We start from the raw sequence: 22,057 nt of genomic DNA, 5'->3' as shown, positions 1-22,057 counted from the left end.
TTCCGCTTCCAGTCCCTCGGCACCGGTCAGGATATCGATTTCAGCCTGCCCGACCCGGCCCGCCTGACGGGCCGCCGCTTCCATCACTGCGGCAGCGGCGGCCTCCACAGCCGCGCGCCGGCCGCCCAGGGGATCGATCGGCCAGCTGGCCCGGCGCACATCGGCATTAGCCGGGTTGCTGTCGCCTTCGTCACCGGACTGCACCCAGGACAGGAGCGTAAAGCCTGCGGCGCCTGCTGCCCCAGGTCGTAGAGGTCCTGCAGGTAGCGGGAAACCGCAGTCGGCTTGGACCGTCCGCCGCCCCACACGCTGGAGGTGCAGATCAGGACGTACTTTGCGCGGGTGAAGGCCACGTAGGCGAGGCGGCGTTCCTCGCGCTCGGCATGACCGCGCGCGTCCTCGCTGAAGAGTTTCTCGCTGTCCACCCAGCCCTTTTGGTCCTCCTGCTCCCAGTCCCACTGCGGGAGGTCGGGCGCATCGCCGCGCAGGGGCCAGGGAATGGATCCCTCGCCGCTGCTCCAGCGGGAGTCACGGTCGTTGGGGAACTGGCCCTCATTCAGGCCAGGCACCACCACAACGTCCCATTCCAGTCCCTTGGACGCGTGGACGGTCAGCAGCTGCACGGCCTCGCGGCTGGCCTCCAGCTGGGTGACGGGCAGTCCGTTTTCCTCGTCGTTGGCGGCTTCCAGCCAGGCCAGGAAGGCCGTGAGGTCCACCCGTTCACTGGAAGAGCTGAAGGTTGCCGCAGCGTCGATAAAGGCGTCGAGGTTCCGGCGCGACTCATGGATGGAGACACCGGGCTTCGCGGCTGCTTCGATGTCCAGCAGGATGCGGCGCTCGACTTCGCCGATCAGCGTGGTCAGGTCTTCTCCGACAAAGCTCCGCAGGTCCCGCAGCTCGTCGCGCAGCAGTTTCAGCCGGCGCAGCCCTTCCGGCGAGGCGATCGTCCGGAGCTGGAGACCCACTCCGGACGCGGCAGGGAGTCAACGGCTTCCACCAGTGACCCGGCTTCGGCCATATCCGCCTCCACCACGGACCCGGCACCGTCCTGCTCCTCGTCCGGCCGGTGGACATCGGCGGCATCGGCAACGGACACCGCCCGTTCGCGGACCCGGACCAAGTGCCGGGACCAGTCCGCCAGCGCCATCAGATCCGCCGGCCCGATCCGCCAGCGCGCCCCGGCCAGGATCCGCAGCATGGAATCCGAGCGGCCGGGGTCCCCGAGCACCCGAAGCACTGCCAGTACGTCCACCACTTCAGGGGTTGACAGCAATCCGCCGAGTCCAACAATCTGCACCGGTATGCCGCGCGCTTCCAGCGCCTCCCGGATTGGGCCGAACTGCTTGCGTCCGCGGCACAGCACGGCCACGGTGGGCTGCAGCGGCTTGCCGGCGTCGTCGGTTTCAAATCCGGCCCAGCCGGGCCGCGGGGTCCGGTACCACTGCACCTGGTCGGCCACCGCGTCGGCTTCTCCCAGGATGCCGTCGGTCCCGTCTTCTCCCGCAACTGACACATCCGTCAGGTAGCGGCCCAGCAGGACCTCCCCCACCGGTGCCTTGGGCTTGGCCTGCAGTTCGGGAACATGCGGGAGCCGCTGCCGGGTCAGCCACGGCGCAGTGCTGTTCAGGGGCGCGGACACGGTATTGGCGGCGGCCAGGATGGACGTGGAGTTGCGCCAGGCGACGGAAAGGTTGGCGACGGGCGCCAGCGCACGCGTGCCGTCCGGAAGGAACAGCGGAAACTGGTCGCGGAACGTGCCCAGCTGGCCGGCAGAGGCGCCGCGGAAGCCGTAAATGGACTGGTGCGGGTCGCCGACCGCGGTGACGGCGCGGCCGTCACCGAAAAGCTGGGAGAAGAGCACCATCTGGGCGTGGGAGGTGTCCTGGAATTCATCCAGCAGCACCACTTTGTACTTGGCCCGTTCCATCTCCACGGCCTCGGGGATGGTGGCGGCGATCGTGGCGGCCATTTCCACCAGGTCGCCGAAGTCCAGCTGCCGGCGCTCGAACTTTGCACGCCGGTACGCTTCGACGAGCTCGGTGACGGAAATGCGGGTGCGGAGCCGGTCCATCAGTTTCTGCACGGCCGCAGTGGCTGCCTTGGGCTTGCCCGCCAGGTACGGCAGCCGGGTGACGGCCTCCAGGTGTTCGGCCAGGTGTGCCCGCACCTCCGCCGGGCTGGTGAGGTGTTCAGCGCATTCACCGGCCATCTGCAGGACGCCGTTGACCAGGGTGGATTTCGCGGCGGTGAAATGTTCAAAGTCGCCGGCGTAGGCCTCGACAACCTCGGTGGCGAGCTGCCAGGACTGGGCGCCGCCGAGCATGACCGAATCACGTTCCACGCCCAGGCGCAGGCCGTAATCGTTGACGATGCCGTTGGCGTAGGAATGGTAGGTGGAGACCGCCGGATCCAGTCTGGCGTCCTCCGATACATCGGGCCCGCTGCCGGGCGGAATCAGGCCCGGATCAGCGGTGCCCGCAGCCTGGACCCGGTACAGCAGGTCCAGCCGCTGGCGGATGCGGCTGTCCAGTTCGCCGGCCGCCTTGCGGGTGAAGGTCACACCCAGGATTTGTTCCGGGCGCACCAGCTGGTTGGCCACCAGCCAGACCACCCGGTCAGCCATGGTCTTCGTTTTCCCTGAGCCTGCGCCGGCAATGACCAGCAGCGGCTCCAGAGGTGCCTCGATGATCCCGATCTGGTCCGGCGTGGGGTACTGGACGGGATTTGCCGGATCCGTGTGCAGCATCTCTGCAAGTTCCCGGGCGGAGTAGCGCGGAGCCGGAGGAGTCCCGGGGGCAAGCGTTTCGGTCAGGGAGGCACTCATTCGGTGACCTGCTTTCCTTCGGGGCACAGCGGGCAGATTTCGGGGAGCCGGCAGCCGTGGCCGCCAAACCCGCTGCGGGTGGGGTCATGGACGGTATCAAAATGCGCGTCGGACATTAGCGCGGCCGCTTCACGGACCATGTCCCGCGCGCTGGTGTCCGCAGGATCCAGTGGCGGCTGCTGCTGAACGGCCACCGACTTGCTGGTGGTTCCCAGCTGGACCAGGGCGGCGCCGCCGGGGCGGGACGGACGGATGGCTGCAGCTCCGTCTTCCGGAACTGCCTCCTGCGGGACGTCACGGTTCACCGCGCCTTCCCGGACCGCCTCCTGGTAAGCCGCCAGCTGGGGGTGCTTTTCGAGGTCGTCTTTTTGGGCGCCGATTTTCCGGTTTTGAGATCGACAATGAACAGGCGCCCCTCGGCGTCGATTTCCAGCCGGTCGATCTGGCCCCGGAGCAGAGCCGTGCGTTCCCGCCCGCGGATTTCCACCGGCACTTCGGCGGCAAAGTCCCGTTCCACGTCCACCAGTGACCGCCCTTCCTGGCGCATGGTGATGACGTAGGCGGCAAGCTTGCGCACCATGGTCTCGGCGCGCCGGAAGTCCAGCTTGCCTTCCCAGTTGTCCTTCATGCCCAGCGCGGGCCAGCGGCGCTCCAGTTCACGGACGTATTCCCCGCCCGAGGCATCGGGCATGTCCTGTGCAATCTGGTGGACCAGGGTCCCCAGGGAACGGGCGAAGTCGGTGGCCTGCTCGCCGCCGGCCGCGGACACGAACCAGCTCAGCGGCGACTTCAGCACGGCGTCGACCTTGGACGGTGACACCGGGATGGGCGTTTCCCCGGGAATGACCGGATCCGCGGTGGACAGCTCCGCAAGCCCCCACCACTCCGCCGGCGCGGCGCCGGGGACCCGCACGGGATGGTTGAGCATCGTTCCCAGATGGTGCACCGCTTCGCGGGCCAGTTCCGGCTTCTCCTGTGCCTGCTGCGTATAGGCGCGCAGCTCTGCCACCAGGGAACGCAGGGTCAGGGGGCGCAGCACCTCGGTGCGTTCGCGCTTCACGGCCTGCGGCGGCAGCGGATCCACCAGATCCAGGAACGCCGAAGGCTGCTCGTCGTCCGAGGAGACGGCGGTGCACACCAGCCGCTCGCGGGCACGGGAGACGGCGGTGGAAAAGCTGCGCAGTTCATCATGCCGGATCGCGTGCATCAGGGACTGCGGACTGCGGTGTTTGGCGAATCCGTCTCCGTACTCGATGGCCGCCACCAGGTCACCGCTGCCGAGCAGTTCGCCGCGCAGGCGCAGGTTGGGCCATACGCCGTCCTGCACGCCGGCAACGATCACCATGGGCCACTCCCGGCCAGCGGCGCTGGCGGGCGTGAGCAGTTCCACTGCGTCACGCCGCTGGGCCCGGGCGGCAAGAGTATCCATCGGCAGCTCGGAGCTGGTCAGGTAGTCCAGGAACTGCGCGGGCGTGGAACCGGGCAGCTGGTCCACATAGCGTTCAGCCGTCTGGAAGAGAGCCATGATCGCGTCGAGGTCGCGGTCCGCCCGTGCCCCGGCCGGGCCTCCGGAGAGCGCGGTTTCGGCCCACTTCTTGGACCACCCGGAAACCGACCACAGGGCCCAGAGAACGGTTTCGGCGGTGGCTCCGGGCTGTTCCGCCGCAGCCCGTCCGGCCCGCAGCATGGCCGCGGTGCGCTGGGCGGAGCGCGCTTCCCAGGTCAGTCCTGCGAGCGTCAGGCCGCTGGGCGAGAGCGGATCAAGCAGGGCCTCCACCAGCAGGGCGTCGCTGGTGCGGCCTCCCCCGCCGCGGATTTCCTCTCGGCGCAGCGACTGGCGGAGCCTGCGCAGCTCAATGGAGCTGGCTCCGCCGATCCGCGAGGTCAGCAGCGAGACCGCAGCTTCGGGGGTGAGCAGTTCCGGATCCAGGACCACGGCGAACGCCTCCAGCAGCGGCCTCACGGCAGCTTCATCCCGCACCGCCTTTTCCGCCACGGGCACTTTCACGGCAATGCCCTGCCCGCTGAGGTAGCGCTGGATGCGGGCCAGCTGCCCGCCCGTCCGCACGATCACGGCAATGTCTTCCAGGCTCCGCCCGTCCAGCAGCTGGGCTTCGAGGATGCGCTGGGCGATGTAGCGCAGTTCATGCATGGGCGAATCCACCACGTGCGCTTCGGCACGGGCAGCGGCGTGTGCCGCGTCGGGCCCGGTGGAGGAGGACGGCGGCCCCGGCTCCCCTCCGGAGGTTTCCTGCGGCGGGGCCGGCAGCACCGCCGCCCGGTACCGGGGAAGCTGCCCGACCACGGAAATCCGGGATGCGGTCCGAAGCCAGGCACCGGCAACGGAGCCGCTGAGCCGGTGCGGTTCGGACAGAACGAAGGTTTGCAGCTCCTCCCCCAAAGTGTCGGCGAGTTTGCCCAGCAAATCCGGGCGGGCACCGCGGAAGCCCTGCACCACCGTGTCCGGACACCCCGTCACAAGGGTGTCGCGTCCTCCGGCGAGCAGTCCCAGCAGGGCGTGGATGGCGGGATTCGCCTCCTGCAGGTCGTCCACGAGGATGAACTGCAGCCGTGCCCGTTCCGCTTCGAGGAACTCCGGATCCGACTCCAGGATGTGCAGTGCGGAGGTGATGATCCCTGCGGGATCAAAAGCCTCGGGCATGCGGATGTCCAGGACATCCCGGTATTCCGCGTACAGGGCCGCTGCCGCCACCCAGTCTTCACGGCCGTGCCGCCGGCCCAGGCCTGCCACCTGCTCAGCAGAAATCCCGTATTCAATGATGCGGTCAAAGAGCTGCCGGATCTCCTGCCGGAAACCGCGGGTCGGCAGGGCAAGGCCCAGGGAATCGGGCCAGGGCAGGGCGGGGACGCCCTGCTGACCGTGTCCTTCCAGCAGTTCCTTGATAATGACGTCCTGCTCGGCGCCCGACAGCAGCTTGGGCGGCCGGGTAATGTACGGCAGCCTCCCCTCCGCCTTGGCCCGCCGGATCAGGTCGAAGGCGTAGGAGGCCCAGGTGCGTGCGGGGGACGTGCTCAGTGTTCCCTGCAGCCTGGCGGAGAGGGAGTCGCGCAGCGCGGCTGCGGCCAGGCGGGTGGGGGCAAGCAACAGGAGCCCGGCCGGGTCCATTCCCGCTCTGATCCGGGCGACGGCAGCTTCCACCAGCACTGTCGACTTCCCGGTGCCGGGAGCGCCCAGGACGAGGACCGGGCCGCTGCCCGCAGGCAGGTCTGCGACGGCCTGCTGGTCCGGACTTAGCTGTGGAGCCGGGGCAGTTCCGGCCGACGGTCCAACCAGTTGCAGTTTTACGCTCATGCCCCTACTTCATCATGTCCCGCCGACATTCCCGTTTTATCCGCCGCCAGCTCCCCCGGACCCCTTCAATCACCGTCCAGTCCCCCGCCGAGGGGAACCAGCGGGCCGGACCGATCCGCACCCGGTAGCCCCCGCCGTCGTCGTCGGGCGTTCCGGAAAGCGGCGTCCCCTCGCTGCGGTAATGCTCCAGGGCACTCCGTTCATGGAACCGGGGCGGCTCTCCCCCGGCACGGATCACCCGCCACCAGGGCAGGCCGCTGCCGCTGCGGGACAGGACCGCACCCACCTGCCGCGGGCCGCCCTCGTGCAGGATCTCAGCGATGTCCCCATAGGAGAGGACCCTGCCGGCCGGTATCAGGGCAACCACTGAACGGACGGCGTCGACATACTCATCGCGCATGCTTCCAGCCTAGTCCGCGCGGCCCGGAGCCCGGGAACCGCGGGCCCCGGGCCGGGAATCTTTGATTGTCAGTGCCCAAAGGTACGTTTATTTCATGAACAGCTGGCATGAACTCCCCCACGCGGCCTTCGATCTTGAGACCACGGGCCGCGACCCGCAGACCGCACGCATCGTCACCGCTTCCATCATCTTGGTCGACGGTCAGGGGGACGTCCTGAAGCACCACGAGTGGCTTGCCGCCGTGGAGGATGAGATCCCGGCGGAAGCCGCGGCCGTCCACGGCGTCACCACGGAACGGGCACGCACCGAGGGCCGGCCGGCCGCCCGGGTGGCCGCGGAAATCGCCGGTGTTCTCGGAAGCCTGTTCGCTGCCGGCATCCCGGTCCTGGCTTTCAACGCCTCCTATGACTTCACCGTCCTGAACCGGGAGTGCGGACGGTTCGGACTGACGCCGCCGACCCCCGCCCCCGTCATCGATCCCTACATCCTGGACAAACAGGTGGACCGCTACCGCCGCGGAAAGCGCACTTTGACGGCGCTGACGGAACACTACGGCGTCAGCTTCCAAAACGCGCACACTTCAGCCGCCGATGTCATGGCCACCATCGGCGTTGCCCGGGCCATGGCCGGCAAGTTCCCCGTGCTGCACCGGGACGCGGCGCTCCTGCATCAGGCACAGGTTGACTGGGCACGTGAGCAGGCAGCCAGTTTCCAGGACTATCTGCGCCGCAGGGACCCGGCCGCCGTCGTGGACGGGACCTGGCCGGCCCGCAGCTAAGCGCGGAGCCTTCCTGACGGTCACCCCCGGCCCGGAAGCAACACCGCGTCACGGGACGCAACATAAAAGGAAGCCTGCTTCACAAGTCCCGGCGAATCATGCCCTGAGCCCTCTGCATGAGATACTTGCACCTGTGTAAGGCGCTGATGGCGCCCCAGGCGCGGCCCCGGAGAACCAGCTTCAGGACTCTCCGGCGGACCCGGCGTCTCGTGCCACGCGATTGGCAGACACCACCTTCGTTGGCCCGGCACCCCGATGTGCCCGGTACTTCCCGCGCCCGGCAACCGCCCGCTGACCAGCACCAATACTTAGACCACGAGGATTAATGATCACAGTAACCGACCTGCGCAAGGTCTACCGCCAGGGCGACCGAGACGTCACTGCGCTCGACGGCGTCAGCCTGAGCGTGCCGAAGGGGTCCATCCACGGGATCATCGGACATTCCGGTGCCGGCAAGTCCACGCTGGTGAGATGCCTCACGCTGCTGGACCGGCCGACGTCGGGCTCGGTCACCATCGACGGGCGGGAGCTGACTGCGGTTCGGGATTCCGAAATCCGCAGCGCCCGGCGCCGCATCGGCATGGTCTTCCAGCACGCCAACCTGATGGATTCCCGCACTGCCGCCGCAAACATCGCGCATCCCCTGGAGCTAGCAGGGGCCAAGAAACAGGCTATTCAGGACAAGGTCTCCGCCCTCCTGCGCCTGGTCGGGCTCGAAAGCTTCGCGGGGGCCTACCCGCGCAGCTGTCCGGCGGACAGAAACAGCGTGTGGGCATTGCCCGGGCCCTGGCCTCGGACCCGGACATCCTGCTGTGCGACGAGCCGACCTCGGCCCTGGATCCGTCCACCACCGACGACATCCTGGATTTGATCTCGGACCTGTCGCACCGGCTGGGGCTGACGGTGGTCATCATCACCCACGAAATGAACGTGGTGAAGCGCATCTGTGATTCCGTTTCCCTGCTGGAGGCGGGACGGGTCGCCGAACACGGTCCGCTGAACGAGGTTGCCTCCAACCTCGGCGGCCGGCTGGCCAAGCAGCTGATTCCGCTTCCGGCCACGCCGCTGATGCCCGGAGATCCCACCGGACCGGTCCTGGAACTGCTGCTCACCGGCGGCAGCGCCACGGAACCGGTGCTTTCCGCACTGACCCGCCGCTTCGACACGGACGTCAACGTTCTGGCCGGCAGCGTCGAAACCCTCGCCGGCCGGCGCTTTGGCCGGCTGCGGATCCAGCTTGACCTGCACACGGACGTCACCGCCGTGACCGACTATCTCGCCAGCCAGCACGTTGCCGTGGAGGTGGCCGCATGAATTTCCTCACCGAACTACTCGACAACCCGGGGATTACCAAGGCCCTGCCGGAATCCATCCTGGAAACCCTGCAGATGGTCGGCATCTCCGGACTGGTCACCCTGCTGATCGGCCTGCCGCTGGGCATTTTCCTGCATACCAGCGCGCCCGGCGGGCTGAGTCCCCTGCCCTTCATTAACCGGATCGTCAGCGGCGTGATCGTCAATATCACCCGCTCCATCCCGTTCGCCATCCTGATGGTGACGCTGATTCCGCTGGCCCGCATCATCACCGGCACCTCAATCGGCCCGATTGCCGCCTGCGTGGCCCTGAGCATCGGCACCATCCCGTTCTTCGCCCGGCTCGTGGAAACCGCGCTGCGCGATGTCTCCGGCGGCAAGATCGACGCGGCCCTGGTGATGGGGTCAACGAAGATGCAGATCGTCTCCAAGGTCCTGCTTCCGGAAGCGATGCCGGGACTGGTTTCCGCCCTGACCACCACCATGGTCACCCTGGTGGGCTACTCCGCCATGGCCGGGATCGTGGGGGGCGGCGGGCTGGGCCGGCTGGCCTACAACTACGGTGTCCAGCGCTTCGACAGCGGGGTCATGGTGGTCACCATCATCGTGATCGTGGCCATTGTCCAGGTCATCCAGATCACCGGGGACATCGTGGCCCGCCGCGTGGACCACCGCTCGGCCGACGGCGGGGCCAGGCGCCGCCGCCGCTCCGGTTCCGCCGGCGCCCCCGGTGCCCCCGCCCTCGACGTCAGCGTCGTCGCGCCGCCGGCCGGCCGGGATTCCGCTCCCGGCCGCGGCGTCCCGGACACCGCGGACATCCGGCGCTGACCAGAAGTTTTCCGGTCGTCCGCTGCTTTCCCGGCCGCGGACCGGACCGGAATCTGCAGCCAGTAGCCGCTAGCTGCCCACTGTCCGGGTTGGATGTCTCCCAACCCGGGTCACTTGAAAGGAACGCATCCAATGCGTAAATCACTGACTCTCGCTGCCACCGGTGTGGCTGCTGCCCTGGCGTTGTCCGCCTGCGGAGGCTCCGATGCCTCCAGCGAATCCGTTGACACCCTGGATCCGGCAAACCCGGTGACCCTGACGGTGGGCGCCAGTCCGCTGCCGCACGCACAGATCCTTCAGTATGTCGCGGACAACCTGGCGTCCGACGCCGGACTGGAGCTGGAAATCAAGGAATTCGACGACTACGTCACGCCGAACATCGCCCTGGATGACGGCTCACTGGACGCGAACTACTACCAGCACCTGCCGTACTTCGAGTCCCAGGTGGAATCCCAGGGCTACGACTTTGAGCACGGTGCCGGCGTCCATGTGGAGCCGTACGCCGTGTTCTCCGAAAAGCATGAGGACATCGCCGCCGTCGGTGACGGCGCCCGGGTAGCCATTACCAACGACCCCTCCAACCAGGCCCGCGCGCTGACGCTGCTGGAGGAAGCCGGCCTGCTGAAGGACGTGGAGGACGACGCTTCGGTGCTTGCCCTGACGGACGAGCAGAACCCCAAGGGCCTGGACTTCGTGGAAAACCAGCCCGAGCTGCTCGTCAACGACCTCAGCGACCCCACCGTGGACCTGTCCATCCTGAACGGCAACTACATCCTGGCCGCCGGGCTGAGCACCGACGACGCCCTGCTGGTGGAATCCGTCGAGGACAACCCGTACGCCAACTTCCTGGCCTGGAAGACCGGCAACAAGGATGCGCGCATCGACAAGCTCGAAGAGCTGCTCCACTCCCCCGAGGTTTCTTCCTTTATCGAGGAGACCTGGCCCAACGGTGACGTAACGGCTGCCTTCTAGCCGTCAGCTCCTGACCGAACAAGAAACCCCGCACCTCCCGAAAGGAAGGTGCGGGGTTTCTTTTGTGCTGGTCCTACGGGAGCGTTGGAAGCTAGGGCCGGGTGCCGGCGGCAGCCTTGGCGGCCGCCGGAAGGGCGGCGTAGATGCGTTCCATCGCGGCGTCGTCGTGCGCCCCGGACAGGAACCAGGCCTCAAAGACCGACGGCGGCAGGTACACGCCGCTCTCCAGCATCGAGTGGAAGAACGGCCGGTAGCGGAAGGATTCCTGCGCCTGGGCCTGCTCGTAGTTGTGCACCCCGGTGGCCGAGGTGCCGAAGGCGACGCTGAACAGGCTGCCTGCGCGCTGGATGCTGTGGTCCACGCCGGCCTTATCCAGTTCGGCGGTCACCGCGGCGGAGAGCTCCGCACTGCGGGAGTCCACCGTGGCGTAGACCTCCGCGGTGGCTGCCTTCAGCGTGGCGACGCCGGCGGCCATGGCGATCGGGTTACCGGAGAGGGTTCCGGCCTGGTAGACCGGGCCCAGCGGGGCCAGGTGGTCCATCACGTCGGCGCGTCCGCCCAGGGCGGCCACGGGCATGCCGCCGCCGATCACCTTGCCGAAGGTGAACAGGTCCGGCGTCCAGCGCTCCTTGTGTCGGCTGCGCCGCCCGTGAGCCCCCAGTAGCCGGCCGGGCCGGTGCGGAAGCCGGTGAGGACCTCGTCAAGGATCAGCAGGGCACCGTGCGAGGCGGTGATGCGGGACAGTGCAGCATTGAAGCCCGGCTCCGGGGTCACCACGCCCATGTTCGCCGGAGCCGCTTCGGTAATGACGGCGGCAATGTTGGCGCCGTGCTCAGCAAAGGCCTCTTCAACCGCAGCAACGTCGTTGTAGGGCAGGACCAGCGTTTCGGCAGCGGTGGCAGCCGTGACGCCGGCGGAGCCGGGCAGGGCCAGGGTGGCCAGACCGGAGCCGGCGGAGGCCAGAAGCCCGTCAAGGTGGCCGTGGTAGCAGCCGGCGAACTTGATGACCAGGTTCCGGCCGGTGTAGCCGCGGGCCAGCCGGATGGCGGTCATGGTGGCTTCGGTGCCGGTGGAGACCATGCGCAGGCGCTTCACGCCCGGCACACGGTCCATCACCAGCTGGGCCAGCTCGGCTTCGGCCGGGGTGGAAGCACCGAAGGACAGTCCGTTGTCGACGGCGGCGTGCACCGCAGCCAGGACGTCCGGGTGGGAGTGGCCCACCAGCGCCGGGCCCCAGGAGCAGACGAGGTCCACGTATTCGCGGCCCTCGGAATCGGTGATGTACGGCCCCTTGGCGGAGACCATGAACTTCGGCGTGCCTCCCACGGAGCCGAAGGCCCGGACCGGGAGTTCACGCCGCCGGGCATCAGAGCCCGGGCACGGTCGAAGAGCTCGTCATTGGAGGACGCAGTTACAGGTGAGGACATTATTTACTTTCCTTCAGCCAGGCTGCCAGCTCGGCGGCCCAGTAGGTGAGAATCATGTTCGCGCCGGCCCGCTTGATGCCCAGCACCGACTCTTCGATGGCCCGGCGGCGGTCAATCCAGCCATTGGCGGCGGCAGCTTCAATCATCGCGTACTCGCCGGAAATCTGGTACGCGCCCACCGGGACGGGGGACATGGCGGCCACGTCGGCCAGCACGTCCAGGTAGCTCATGGCCGGCTTGACCATCACCATGTCGGCGCCTTCCCCGAGGTCCAGCTCCACCTCGAGGATCGCCTCGCGGCGGTTCGCTGCCTCCATCTGGTAGGTCCGGCGGTCGCCCTTCAGCTGCGAGTCCACGGCTTCCCTGAACGGGCCGTAGAAGGCGGACGCGTACTTCGCTGCATAGGCGAAGAGCGACACATCCTGGTGGCCGGCCTCATCCAGGGCCTGCCGGATCACGGCGATCTGTCCGTCCATCATGCCGGACGGGCCCAGCACGTGGGCGCCGGCGCGGGCCTGCTCCACAGCCATCCTGCCGTAGATTTCCAGGGTGGTGTCGTTATCCACCACGCCGTTCTTGTCCAGCACGCCGCAGTGTCCGTGGTCGGTGAATTCATCCAGGCAGACATCACTCATGATCACCAGCTCGTCGCCGACCTCTTCGCGCACCGCCGCGATGCCGCGGTTTAGGATGCCGTTCGGATCGGTGCCGGCACTGCCCGCCGCGTCGCGTTCAGCGGGAATACCGAAGAGCATGATTCCCCCCACGCCCAGATCCACGGCCTCGGACGCGGCTTTCTTCAGCGAATCCATGGTGTGCTGGACGACGCCGGGCATCGAGGTGAGTGGGTTCGGTTCCGTGATGCCCTCGCGGACAAAGGCGGGGAGGATCAGCTCGGCCGGATCCAGCCGGTATTCGGCGGTCAACCTCCGAATGGCGGGTGTGGTGCGCAGCCGGCGGGGGCGGTGCTGGGGGAAGCTCATGGAGTTCTGCCTTCCGGATCTGGGTGTAGTTAGGTTGAGGGGCCCTTAGACACAGCAACGGCCAAGGCCTGCGCTATTCCCGCCGGCGTTGGCTGTTCGGCCACGGCGTCCGGGGAAAGGCGCAGTTGTCCCATTTGCGCCGCGGTGCTGTCGCCGATGGCGACCAGGAGGGTTTCCCGCGGAACCGGAGAGCACTGCCGCAGGAAGCGCCGGGCAATGCTGGGCGAGGTCAGGACGACGGCGCGGGGTCCCCGGGGTGTCCGGGCCAGGAAGTCCTGCGGTGTGAGCAGCTGCGGACCGCCGGCCGGGCCGGCGTCGGGAGCGGGTGTGAAGCGGACCCCCGTGGCCGGGTAGTCCACGGTGCAGTAGGCCGTCACGGGACGCACATCCCAGCCCAGCCCGGCCAGGGCTCCGGCCAGGGCCGGGTCGGCCAGATCTGCCTGCGGAAGCAGGATTCGCAGGGCACCGCCCTCCGGGTCGGAAACGGCGGGGTGGGGCCAGGATTCAGCCAGCCCGCGTGCTGACTGGTCGCTGTCCGGCATCAGGTCCACGTCCAGGCCGATTTCCTCCAGTGCCTGCCGGGTGCCCGCTCCCACCGCCGCAATGTATGTTCCGGATGGAACAGCGGTGGCTGCCGGGACGCCGAGGGCGGCACAGCGCCGGACCATGGCGCGCACGGTCGTCACGCTGGTGAAGACCACCCACGCAAACCGTCCGGACCGCAGTGACTTGAGCGCCCGGTCCAGGTCAGTGGTGTCGGCGGGGAACTGGAAATCGATCAGCGGCATCAACTCCACCCGGGCCCCGCGGTCCGCCAGCTCGGCGGCCATCGCGGCGGCCCGGTCCGGAGTGCGCGGAAGCACGACGGTCAGCCCGGCCAGCTCAGGCTGGGGTTTCCTCGCTGCCACGTCAGCAGGTCCGGGAACGGCGCATCAGCTGACCGCTAGGTCCGTCAGTGACGCTGCGCCGGCTGCGAGCAGGTCTTCGGCGAGGCGCACGCCCAGGGTTCGGGCGCCGTCTTCGTCGAGCACCGCGGTTGCCGCGGACCGGCGCATCACGCGGGACCCGTCGTCGCTGCACACCACGGCTTCGAGCTGGAGCCGGGTTTCGGTCAGCGATGCAAGCGCGCCGATGGGCGCGGTGCAGCCGGCTTCCAAGCGGTTCAGCAGGGCCCGCTCGGCAGTGACCGTCAACCGTGCGGCGTTGTTGTCATACGCGGCTAAAGCACGGCTCAGCGGGCCCTCGGCGGCATCGGGGGTTCGGCATTCGACGGCCAGCGCGCCCTGGCCCGGTGCCGGCAGCATCACGGACGGGTCCAGGAATTCCGACACCATCTCCAGCCGGCCCAGGCGCGCCAGCCCGGCAGCGGCCAGAACGACGGCGTCGAGGTCGCCGGGGGCGCCCTCGACCAGGCCTGCAACCCGGCCCAGCCGGGTATCGACATTGCCGCGGATGTCCACCACATCAACATCCGGCCGCAGGGCTCGGAGCTGCGCAGCGCGGCGCGGCGAACCGGTTCCCACTTTGGAACCCTCCGGGAGCTGCGCGAGGGTCAGACCGTCCCGGGCGCAGAGAGCGTCGCGGACGTCCACCCGGGCCGGGATGGCGCCGACAGCCAGGCCCTCTGCCGCGCCGGTGGGCAGGTCCTTCAATGAGTGCACCGCGACGTCGCAGTCCCCGGCCAGCAGGGAATCACGCAGCGCCGCAACAAAAACGCCCGTACCGCCAATCTGGGACAGCGCCGCGCGGTTAATATCGCCTTCCGTGCGGACGCGCACCAGTTCGGCGTCGAAGCCGCCGAGTTCGGAGAGCGCGTTGGCCACGGTGGTGGTCTGGGTGACGGCCAGGGCACTGCCCCGGGTGCCGACCCGCACGGGCGAATGCGCCACTACTGCACACCCACTGTGGAGTCAGCACCCGCGATGGTCGGCTTCTCGCCGCGGAGGTTGGCGCAGCAGCCGGGGCGGCAGACGTCATACCAGGGGCCCAGCTTCGTCAGCGCCGGCCGGTCGGTGATGGTGTTCTCCACCGTACGTTCCTGCAGGAGGTCAACCAGCCCGGAGACGAAAGTCTCGTGGATGCCGGGAGTCGGAGTGCGGTCCGCGGCCAGGCCCAGTTCCCTGCACGTGTCCATGGCCTCGGTGTCCAGGTCCCAGAGAACCTCCATGTGGTCGCTGACGAAGCCCAGCGGAACAATGACGACGCCGCGCACGTCCTTGGCCGGCAACTCAGCGATGGCGTCGTTGATGTCCGGTTCCAGCCACGGGGTGTGCGGGGACCCGGAACGGGACTGGTAGACCAGCTGCCAGTCCAGTCCTTCAGCTTCGGGGATCCGGTCGATGATCGCACGGGCATTCGCGAGGTGCTGCGCCACGTAGGCGCTGCCTTCCTCGAACTCACGGTCACGCGGGCCGGAGGCTTCGGCGTCGGCAGTGGGAATGGAGTGGGTGGAGAACAGGATTTCGATCTTCCCGCCTTCCTCGCCGCGTTCGGCCAGCTGTGCGCGGACATTGGCGATGGAGTCGCGGACGCCCTCCACGAACGGCTCCACGAAGCCGGGGTGGTCGAAGTACTGCCGGACCTTGTCCACCTGCAGCTTTTTGTCCAGGCCGGTGGCGAGCAGGTTCATGCCCAGGTCTTCGCGGTACTGGCGGCAGCTGGAGTAGGAGGAGTACACGCTGGTGGTGACCATCAGCAGCCGGCGGTAGCCGGTGTCGTGGGCTTCCTGCAGCACGTCCTTGATGTACGGCGCCCAGTTGCGGTTGCCCCACAGCACCGGGGTGTCGATTCCGCGGCGCTTCAGCTCAGCTTCGAGGGCCGCCTTCAGTGCGCGGTTCTGCGCGTTGATGGGGCTGATGCCTCCGTTGGCGCGGTAGTGGGTGGCCACTTCCTCAAGGCGCTCGTCGGGGATGCCGCGGCCGCGCGTGACGTTGCGCAGGAACGGAATGACGTCTTCCTGTCCTTCCGGACCGCCGAAGGAGGCCAGCAGGATGGCGTCGTAGTGCTTGGGAGCCATCCGGCCGTTCTCGTCCACGCCCTCGAACGGGTCCAGGGGTGCAGGCTGGTTTGTAGCGGCAGTCGTCATTTCAATACCTCGGCAACTTCTGCGGCGGCGATGCGCCGTCCTGTGTAGAAGGGGATTTCTTCGCGTACGTGGTTGCGTGCCTCGGTGGAGCGCAGGTGGCGCATCATGTCCACCAGGTCAACCAGGTTGGGAGCTTCCAGGCCCAGGATCCACTCCCAGTCGCCCAGCGCAAAGGACGCCACTGTGTTGGCCAGGACCTGCGGGAATTCCCGGCCCAGCATGCCGTGGTCGCGCAGCATCTTGCCGCGTTCCTCGGCGGGCAGCAGGTACCACTCGTAGGAGCGGACAAACGGATAGACGCAGATCCAGGCCTCGGGGTCGATGCCCCGGGCGTAGGAGGGCCAGTGGTTCTTGGAGAACTCCGCATCGCGGTGCACGCCCATGGCGGACCATGCGATCTCGGTGCCCGCGAACAGGCCCGAGCGGCGGATGTCCCGAATAGCCGACTGCAGGTCTTCGGCGCGGCCGCCGTGCAGCCACACCATGACGTCCGCATCGGCGCGCATGGCGGAAACGTCGTACAGTCCGCGGAGGGTGACGTGGCGGTCGGCCAGCTGCCCGGCAAGGGCTTCGAAGGCCTTGACGTTGTCCTCGGGACCGGCAGCCCCGGAGGCTGGCTGACCCGCGCCGGACCGCTTGAAGACGGTCCAGAGGGTAAAGAACTGTTCTTCGGTGACGGCTGTTTCTTCGGTGCTCTGACCCATGGGCTCACTCATGATTAACAGTCTGCCCTTTTGGGCAGGCTTAGACGAAATATCCTTCTTCTACTTCTTGTAGAAAGTGGTTAATGTCACGACTCCTCCAGCTGCTCCGTCAACCCGGCTATCCGGGTCCGGGTATCGGCAGTCACTGCCGCCAGTCCGGTGCCGGCAAGCCACGCGCCCACCACTTCCAGCCCGGAAACGGCGTCAACGGCCGTGCGGACCGCGGCCACCCGGTCCCGGTGCCCGACGGCGGCGGACGGCAGGGCGCCGACCCACCGGACCACGTCCCAGCCGACCACGTCGTCGACGCCCAGCGGAACCTGCAGCAGCACCGATGCGTCGGCCAGGGCCTGCGCGAACAGGTCGGCGTCACCGCGGTCCACCGGGCTGGCCGGGGCCTGTCCGGCGGCAGCGGCTGCGCTCAGCGCCCGCCCGTAGGACAGCCGCAGGACATGCGTCCCCGGTCCGGTGGAGTCGGCCAGCCACTGCCACTTGGCAGTGGCGTGCGTCAGCGCCTTGGCGTCCACGGCTTCGACATCTTCAGCCACCAGGACGCCGGTGCCGCGGGGGTGGGCATCAAGGTCCGGCTGGTCCACGACCAGGGTCACCAGGGCGACGCCGGGTCCGGGGCCCGGGCGCGCTGCGGCAAGTTCCGGCACCGCTGCGGCAAGCAGGTTAACGGCGGCGGGACCGTCAGTGGCCATCACCAGCGCGTCCGCTGACAGCGTGCGGCCGGCCGCGGAGACCACCCACCCGTCGCCGTCACGCTCCACCGCTTCAACAGTGACGCCCGTGTCCACCTTCACGCCGCGTGCTGCCAGGTCCTCCTCCAGGGCACGGGTGAGCGTGCCCATGCCGCCGGCCAGGCCGGCGACGGCGGAACCCGCCGGAGCCGAGGCGCGCATGGATCCGACCGCCGCCGCCAGGGAACCGTGCTTTGCCAGTGCCGCCCGCAGCCCCGGGGCCACCGAATCCACGTCCAGAACGTCCGGATCCGAGGAGTACACGCCCCCCGACAACCGGAGCGACCAGCCGGCGCAGCACCGCGTCCCCCATGCGCGCCCGGACAACCTCGCCGAGGCTGGCGCTTTCCTTCCGCGCCAGGGCGCCAACCGGCAGGATCCTGTCCATCGCCGCGCGGGCGGCGCCGGCCCGCCCGACGGCCCGGACGATTTCCGGGGCCCGGGGATCGGCCGGAATACCGAGCAGACCGCTCTGCGGCATGGGCTGGGCGGCAGCGGCCGGGTCCTCTCCGGACAGCTGCAGCCATGCACCGGCCCGGTTGGGAGTGACGACGGCGCCGTCCAGCCCCAGCTCCCCGATCAGGTCCGGCACGGCACGGGACCGGGTGGCGAAGGATTCGGCGCCGCTGTCCAGGGTCAGGCCCGCCACCGAATGCGTGCCCACACAGCCGCCGACGGCGGGGCCGGCTTCGAGCAGCGTCACTGCCAGCCCCCCGCGCGCCAAATCGCGGGCGGCGATGAGGCCCGAGATGCCGCCGCCGACCACGACCGCGCTGCGCACCGGCACAGTGGGGGAGCAGCAGGATCCGTGCCGGGGCCGGGTTTGCGGGACACCGGGAAATGGGGAAGAACCGGGCGGTGCGGCATGGTTACGGCTCCACCGAGTGGATCAGCTCCACCACGCGGGTCAGGACATCCGGGTTGGTGTCCGGGGAACCCCGTGGCCCAGGTTGACCACGTGCCCCGGAGCTCCGGCGCCGGCGGCGAGGACTTCACGGACGTGGGCCTCCAGGACCGGCCACGGGGCTTCCAGCAGTGCCGGGTCGATGTTTCCCTGCAGCGGCGTGGTTCCGCCGAGCCGGCGGTTGGCCTCGTCCAGCGGCAGCCGGTAGTCCACGCCCACCACATCGACGCCGACATCGCGCATCGCACCGAGGAGTTCGGAGGTGCCGGTGCCGAAGTGCACCAGCGGCGCCCCCAGGTCCCGGACATGGTCCAGGGCCCGGGACGAGGCAGGAGCCACATGGCGGGTGTAGTCGGCTAAACCCAGGGATCCGGCCCAGGAATCGAAAAGCTGTCCGGCACTGGCTCCGGCTTCCAGCTGCGCACGCAGGAAGATGCCCGATGCGTCGGCTGCCCACTGCGTCAGGGCCCGCCAGGTCTCGGGGTCTGCGTGCATCATGGTGCGCGGGCCCAGATGGTCGCGGGAGGGTTTGCCTTCCACCATGTAGGCCGCCAGGGTGAACGGGGCACCGGCGAAACCGATCAGGGCGTGGAGCCCAGTTCCGCCACGGTGAGGCGGACCGCTTCGCGGATCGGCTCCAGGGCCTCCGTGGTCAGGACGGGCAGCGCAGCGACATCGGCCGCGGTCCGCACCGGCGTTCCCAGAACGGGACCGACGCCGGGAACAATGTCCACGTCGACGCCGGCAAGCTTAAGCGGAATGACGATGTCGGAGAAGAAAATTCCGGCGTCAACGTCGTGCCGGCGAACCGGCTGCAGGGTGATTTCCGACGCCATGGCCGGGTCCAGGCAGGAGTCCAGCATGGCCGTCCCCTCCCGCAGCTTGCGGTATTCCGGAAGCGACCTGCCGGCCTGACGCATAAACCAGACCGGCCGGCGGGACGGAGTGCCGCCCCGGTAGGCGGTAATCAGGGGGAATCGGCCGTGCGGCCATCCATGAGCGGATGAGAGGCGCTAAGAGTCATACCCTGATTCTCTCCAAAATCCCCGCCGATGGATAACCAGGGCAGTTCGGCGTGGACGGCGCACGGTCCGGGGTGACGGGAAACACCCCGGAAAAGGGTGATAGTTAGGGCGCCCTATTGGGGTGAACACGGCAACGGTGGCTAGTATTGGAGCACTGTGGTTCTACTTTCCCTTATTGCGACGCATTCCGATGTTGATCTGGAAACTGTTGCCCGCCTCAGCGCCGGCGCATCCCAGGTCCCCTCCTCCCTGCTCGAAACCGGATCGGCGGTGTCCGGATCCGTGGTCCTGGCCACCTGCAACCGGTTCGAGGTTTACTGCGAGGCAAAGTCGGAGGCGGACATCGAAGCAGCCCGCTCCGCCGTCGTCGCGGAAATCAGCCGGCATTCCGGCCTGAACAAAGACCTCGTTTCACGCTCTTTCACGACCAATACCGGCGAATCCGTGGCCAAGCACCTGTTCGCCGTCGGCGCGGGCCTGGATTCCGCCGTGGTCGGCGAACGTGAAATTGCGGGCCAGGTTCGGCGCGCCCTCATCGAGGCCCAGGAAAAAGGCACCGCCAGCGGCGGCCTGACCCGGCTTTTCCAAACCGCCTCGCGCACAGCCAAAGATGTTGGAGCACTGACAGCCCTCGGTAAGCGGGGGCTTTCCATTGTGTCCGTGGCCCTGGAACTGGCCACCGATCTGTCGGTGGACGTGGACTGGCGGAACAAAACGGTGGTCGTGTTCGGCACGGGAGCCTACGCCGGCGCCACCATGGCCCTGCTCAAGGAGCGCGGGTGCACCGACATCAGCGTGTATTCGTCCTCCGGCCGGGCCGAGTCCTTCACGGCCTCCCGCGGCGGCGTACCGCTGACCCGCGATTCCCTGCCTGAGGCACTTGCCGCCGCCGACGTCGTGATCGGCTGCAGCGGCAGCGACAGCCAGGTCAGCGCCAGGGACATCAGCCGCGTCCGGGCGAACAGCAACAAGCCGCTGATCATCATCGACCTGGCACTGACCCACGATTTCGAGCCCGCGGTGCGGGAAGTGGACGGAGTGGACCTGATTACCCTCGAGTCGGTGCGCCTGGCTGCTCCCGCAGAGCAGGCCGAGTCCCTCAAGCAGGCCAGTGGCATCGTGGCTGACGCCGCCAAGGCCTTCTCCGAGCAGCAGCTGAGCCGGCAGATGGACTCGGCGATTGTGGCGCTGCGCCGGCACACGCTCAATGTCCTTGACTCGGAGCTGGAGAAGGTGCGCGCCCAACACGGCTGCACCGGCGCTGCCGAGGAAGTGGAATTTGCCATGCGGCGCATGGTCAAGCAGCTGCTGCACGTGCCTACGGTCCGTGCCCGCGAGCTCGCTGCCAGCGGCCAGCAGGACGATTACATCAAGGGCCTTGAAGCCCTCTTCGGGATTACCCCGGATAAGCCGGTCACCCGCCGGCCCGCAGCTCACCCCCATGGCAGCACCATCCCCGGCCATGACGGCATCGCCGAAGGCACCGCGGAATCCGCCTAGCCCGGCTGCGTCCCCCGGGAAGCCGCGTCTCAGTACACCGCGTCTCAGTACATTTGCTTCGCCGGTTCGATGTCGCGCACCCATTCCAGGATCCCCCCGGACACCGTGAACACATCCGGGTATCCGCGGTCCAGGAGGAAGGCAGCCACCTCAGCTGACCGAACCCCGGATTTGCAGTGAATGTAGAGCTCCCGCCCCCGCTCGGGCAGCTGCTCACCGGACAGAATGACGGCCCTTGGCATCAGCACCGCGCCCTCGATGCTCACAATGGCGTGCTCGCCCGGCTCCCGCACATCCAGCAGCTCGAAGTCGCGGTCCCCGGCCGCCCGCTCGGCGAGCAGCTGCTGCAGCCTCCGTACGTCCACAGCGGGAACTCCGGCGGCGGAGCCTCCGGTTTGGTCCGCCCGCAGGCCGCAGAAGGCTTCGTAGTCGCCCAGCCCGGTGACCGGCACCGCCGCCGGGTCCTTCCGCACCCGAATTTCCCGCCAGGCCATGTCCAGGGCGTTGAGCACCAGGACCCGGCCCAGCAGGGTGGTTCCGGTGCCGGTAATCAGCTTCACCGCTTCATTCACCATGACAGAGCCGATCTGCGCGCACAGCACCCCCAGCACCCCGCCCTCGGCGCAGGACGGCACGGAGCCCGGCGGCGGGGCCTCCGGATAGAGGTCACGGTACGTCGGACCGTACCTTCCCCAGAACACACTGACCTGGCCGTCGAAGCGGAGGATGGAACCCCACACATACGGTTTGCCCAGGATTTCGGCGGCGTCGTTGACCAGGTACCGGGTGGCGAAATTATCGGTGCCGTCCAGGATCAGGTCATAGCCGGCAAATATTTCGAGTGCATTGGAGACGTCCAGCCGGACCGGATGCAGCTGCACCGTAACGAGGGGGTTCAGCTCAAGGACGCCGCGGCGTGCCGACTCGGCCTTCGAACTGCCGACGTCGGAGACACCGTGGATGACCTGGCGCTGCAGGTTGGATTCCTCCACCGTGTCATCATCGACAATTCCCAGTGTCCCAACCCCGGCCGCTGCGAGGTACAGCAGGGCAGGCGACCCCAGGCCCCCGGCGCCGATCACCAACACCCGCGCGTTTTTGAGGCGCTGCTGTGCCTGCATCCCGAACCCGGGCAGCAGGAGGTGCCTGGAATAGCGGAGGATCTCCCCGCCTGTCAGCCCTGCTGCAGGCTCTACCAGGGGCGGAAGGGCTACGTGCTGCTCAGTCATGGGTTCCAATGTAGTACCCATTCACGCAG

At 68.2% G+C, this 22,057-nt stretch carries 15 protein-coding genes and 5 pseudogenes; 6 read left to right on the top strand and 14 right to left on the bottom strand.

The window, feature by feature from the left end; genetic code table 11:
• Positions 1-83 precede the first annotated feature (83 nt).
• The 4 genes and pseudogenes from OL239_RS05720 to OL239_RS05705 form a co-directional block, all read right to left on the bottom strand.
• Positions 84-965, bottom strand: a complete 882-nt coding sequence (locus OL239_RS05720; RefSeq protein ID WP_268911078.1) for a 3'-5' exonuclease — start codon at positions 963-965, stop codon at positions 84-86.
• Positions 914-2,824, bottom strand: a complete 1,911-nt coding sequence (locus OL239_RS05715) for an ATP-dependent helicase (protein WP_268911077.1) — start codon at positions 2,822-2,824, stop codon at positions 914-916. The genes OL239_RS05720 and OL239_RS05715 overlap by 52 nt, the downstream gene beginning before the upstream one ends.
• Positions 2,821-6,137: pseudogene (locus tag OL239_RS05710) on the bottom strand (ATP-dependent helicase). The gene OL239_RS05715 and the pseudogene OL239_RS05710 overlap by 4 nt, the downstream one beginning before the upstream one ends.
• Positions 6,138-6,141: 4 nt before the next feature.
• Positions 6,142-6,537 (bottom strand): MGMT family protein, encoded by a 396-nt coding sequence (locus OL239_RS05705; RefSeq protein ID WP_268911076.1) that lies wholly within the window; start codon positions 6,535-6,537, stop codon positions 6,142-6,144.
• 94 nt (positions 6,538-6,631) lie between these two features.
• On the opposite strand from OL239_RS05705, the gene OL239_RS05700 reads away from it, so the two are divergent.
• From OL239_RS05700 to OL239_RS05685, 5 genes and pseudogenes are all read left to right on the top strand, one after another.
• Entirely contained in the window at positions 6,632-7,315 is a 684-nt protein-coding gene (locus OL239_RS05700; RefSeq protein WP_268911075.1) for a 3'-5' exonuclease, read from the top strand.
• 325 nt (positions 7,316-7,640) lie between these two features.
• Positions 7,641-8,186, top strand: coding sequence for an ATP-binding cassette domain-containing protein (locus OL239_RS19385; RefSeq protein ID WP_329609356.1), 546 nt, complete (start codon positions 7,641-7,643; stop codon positions 8,184-8,186).
• A complete protein-coding gene (locus tag OL239_RS19380) occupies positions 8,084-8,629 on the top strand; it encodes an NIL domain-containing protein (protein ID WP_329609355.1) in 546 nt (181 codons plus the stop codon). Before OL239_RS19385 ends, OL239_RS19380 begins: the two co-directional genes overlap by 103 nt.
• Positions 8,626-9,303, top strand: a pseudogene (locus OL239_RS05690) (methionine ABC transporter permease); the annotation flags it as partial. The gene OL239_RS19380 and the pseudogene OL239_RS05690, both read left to right, overlap by 4 nt.
• 285 nt (positions 9,304-9,588) lie before the next feature.
• Positions 9,589-10,428: a MetQ/NlpA family ABC transporter substrate-binding protein gene (locus OL239_RS05685; protein WP_268911074.1), complete on the top strand. Its 840-nt coding sequence runs from the start codon at positions 9,589-9,591 to the stop codon at positions 10,426-10,428.
• A 91-nt stretch (positions 10,429-10,519) separates the two neighbouring features.
• Here OL239_RS05685 and hemL read toward each other — a convergent pair.
• The 9 genes and pseudogenes from hemL to hemE all read right to left on the bottom strand — a co-directional run bounded on the left by hemL (position 10,520) and on the right by hemE (position 19,298).
• A pseudogene (gene hemL, locus OL239_RS05680) lies at positions 10,520-11,855 on the bottom strand (glutamate-1-semialdehyde 2,1-aminomutase).
• Entirely contained in the window at positions 11,855-12,838 is a 984-nt protein-coding gene (hemB, locus tag OL239_RS05675) for a porphobilinogen synthase (protein WP_268911073.1), read from the bottom strand. The pseudogene hemL and the gene hemB overlap by 1 nt, the downstream one beginning before the upstream one ends.
• 29 nt (positions 12,839-12,867) lie before the next feature.
• On the bottom strand, positions 12,868-13,746 hold the full coding sequence (locus OL239_RS05670; RefSeq protein ID WP_268911072.1) for a uroporphyrinogen-III synthase: 879 nt from the start codon (positions 13,744-13,746) through the stop codon (positions 12,868-12,870).
• 24 nt (positions 13,747-13,770) lie between these two features.
• Positions 13,771-14,727, bottom strand: a complete 957-nt coding sequence (gene hemC, locus OL239_RS05665; RefSeq protein WP_268911071.1) for a hydroxymethylbilane synthase — start codon at positions 14,725-14,727, stop codon at positions 13,771-13,773.
• Positions 14,727-15,923 carry a ferrochelatase gene (locus tag OL239_RS05660; RefSeq protein WP_268911070.1) on the bottom strand — a complete coding sequence of 399 codons (1,197 nt, stop codon included), beginning with the start codon at positions 15,921-15,923 and terminating at the stop codon, positions 14,727-14,729. Before OL239_RS05660 ends, hemC begins: the two co-directional genes overlap by 1 nt.
• Entirely contained in the window at positions 15,920-16,639 is a 720-nt protein-coding gene (gene hemQ / locus OL239_RS05655) for a hydrogen peroxide-dependent heme synthase (protein ID WP_268911069.1), read from the bottom strand. Before hemQ ends, OL239_RS05660 begins: the two co-directional genes overlap by 4 nt.
• A 74-nt stretch (positions 16,640-16,713) precedes the next feature.
• Entirely contained in the window at positions 16,714-17,646 is a 933-nt protein-coding gene (locus tag OL239_RS19375) for a protoporphyrinogen/coproporphyrinogen oxidase (protein WP_329609431.1), read from the bottom strand.
• A 214-nt stretch (positions 17,647-17,860) separates the two neighbouring features.
• Positions 17,861-18,136, bottom strand: a pseudogene (locus tag OL239_RS19370) (FAD-dependent oxidoreductase); the annotation flags it as partial.
• 103 nt (positions 18,137-18,239) lie between these two features.
• A pseudogene (hemE, locus tag OL239_RS05645) lies at positions 18,240-19,298 on the bottom strand (uroporphyrinogen decarboxylase).
• 157 nt (positions 19,299-19,455) lie between these two features.
• On the opposite strand from hemE, the gene OL239_RS05640 reads away from it, so the two are divergent.
• Positions 19,456-20,799: a glutamyl-tRNA reductase gene (locus tag OL239_RS05640; RefSeq protein WP_268911068.1), complete on the top strand. Its 1,344-nt coding sequence runs from the start codon at positions 19,456-19,458 to the stop codon at positions 20,797-20,799.
• A gap of 44 nt (positions 20,800-20,843) precedes the next feature.
• Here OL239_RS05640 and moeB read toward each other — a convergent pair whose 3' ends face one another.
• Positions 20,844-22,028: a molybdopterin-synthase adenylyltransferase MoeB gene (gene moeB, locus OL239_RS05635; RefSeq protein WP_268911067.1), complete on the bottom strand. Its 1,185-nt coding sequence runs from the start codon at positions 22,026-22,028 to the stop codon at positions 20,844-20,846.
• Positions 22,029-22,057: the final 29 nt, after the last annotated feature.

The sequence above is a fragment of the Arthrobacter sp. ATA002 genome (assembly GCF_026898095.1).
In the GTDB taxonomy this organism is placed as follows: domain Bacteria; phylum Actinomycetota; class Actinomycetes; order Actinomycetales; family Micrococcaceae; genus Arthrobacter_B.
This window is presented reverse-complemented; position numbering and strand designations above follow the sequence as displayed.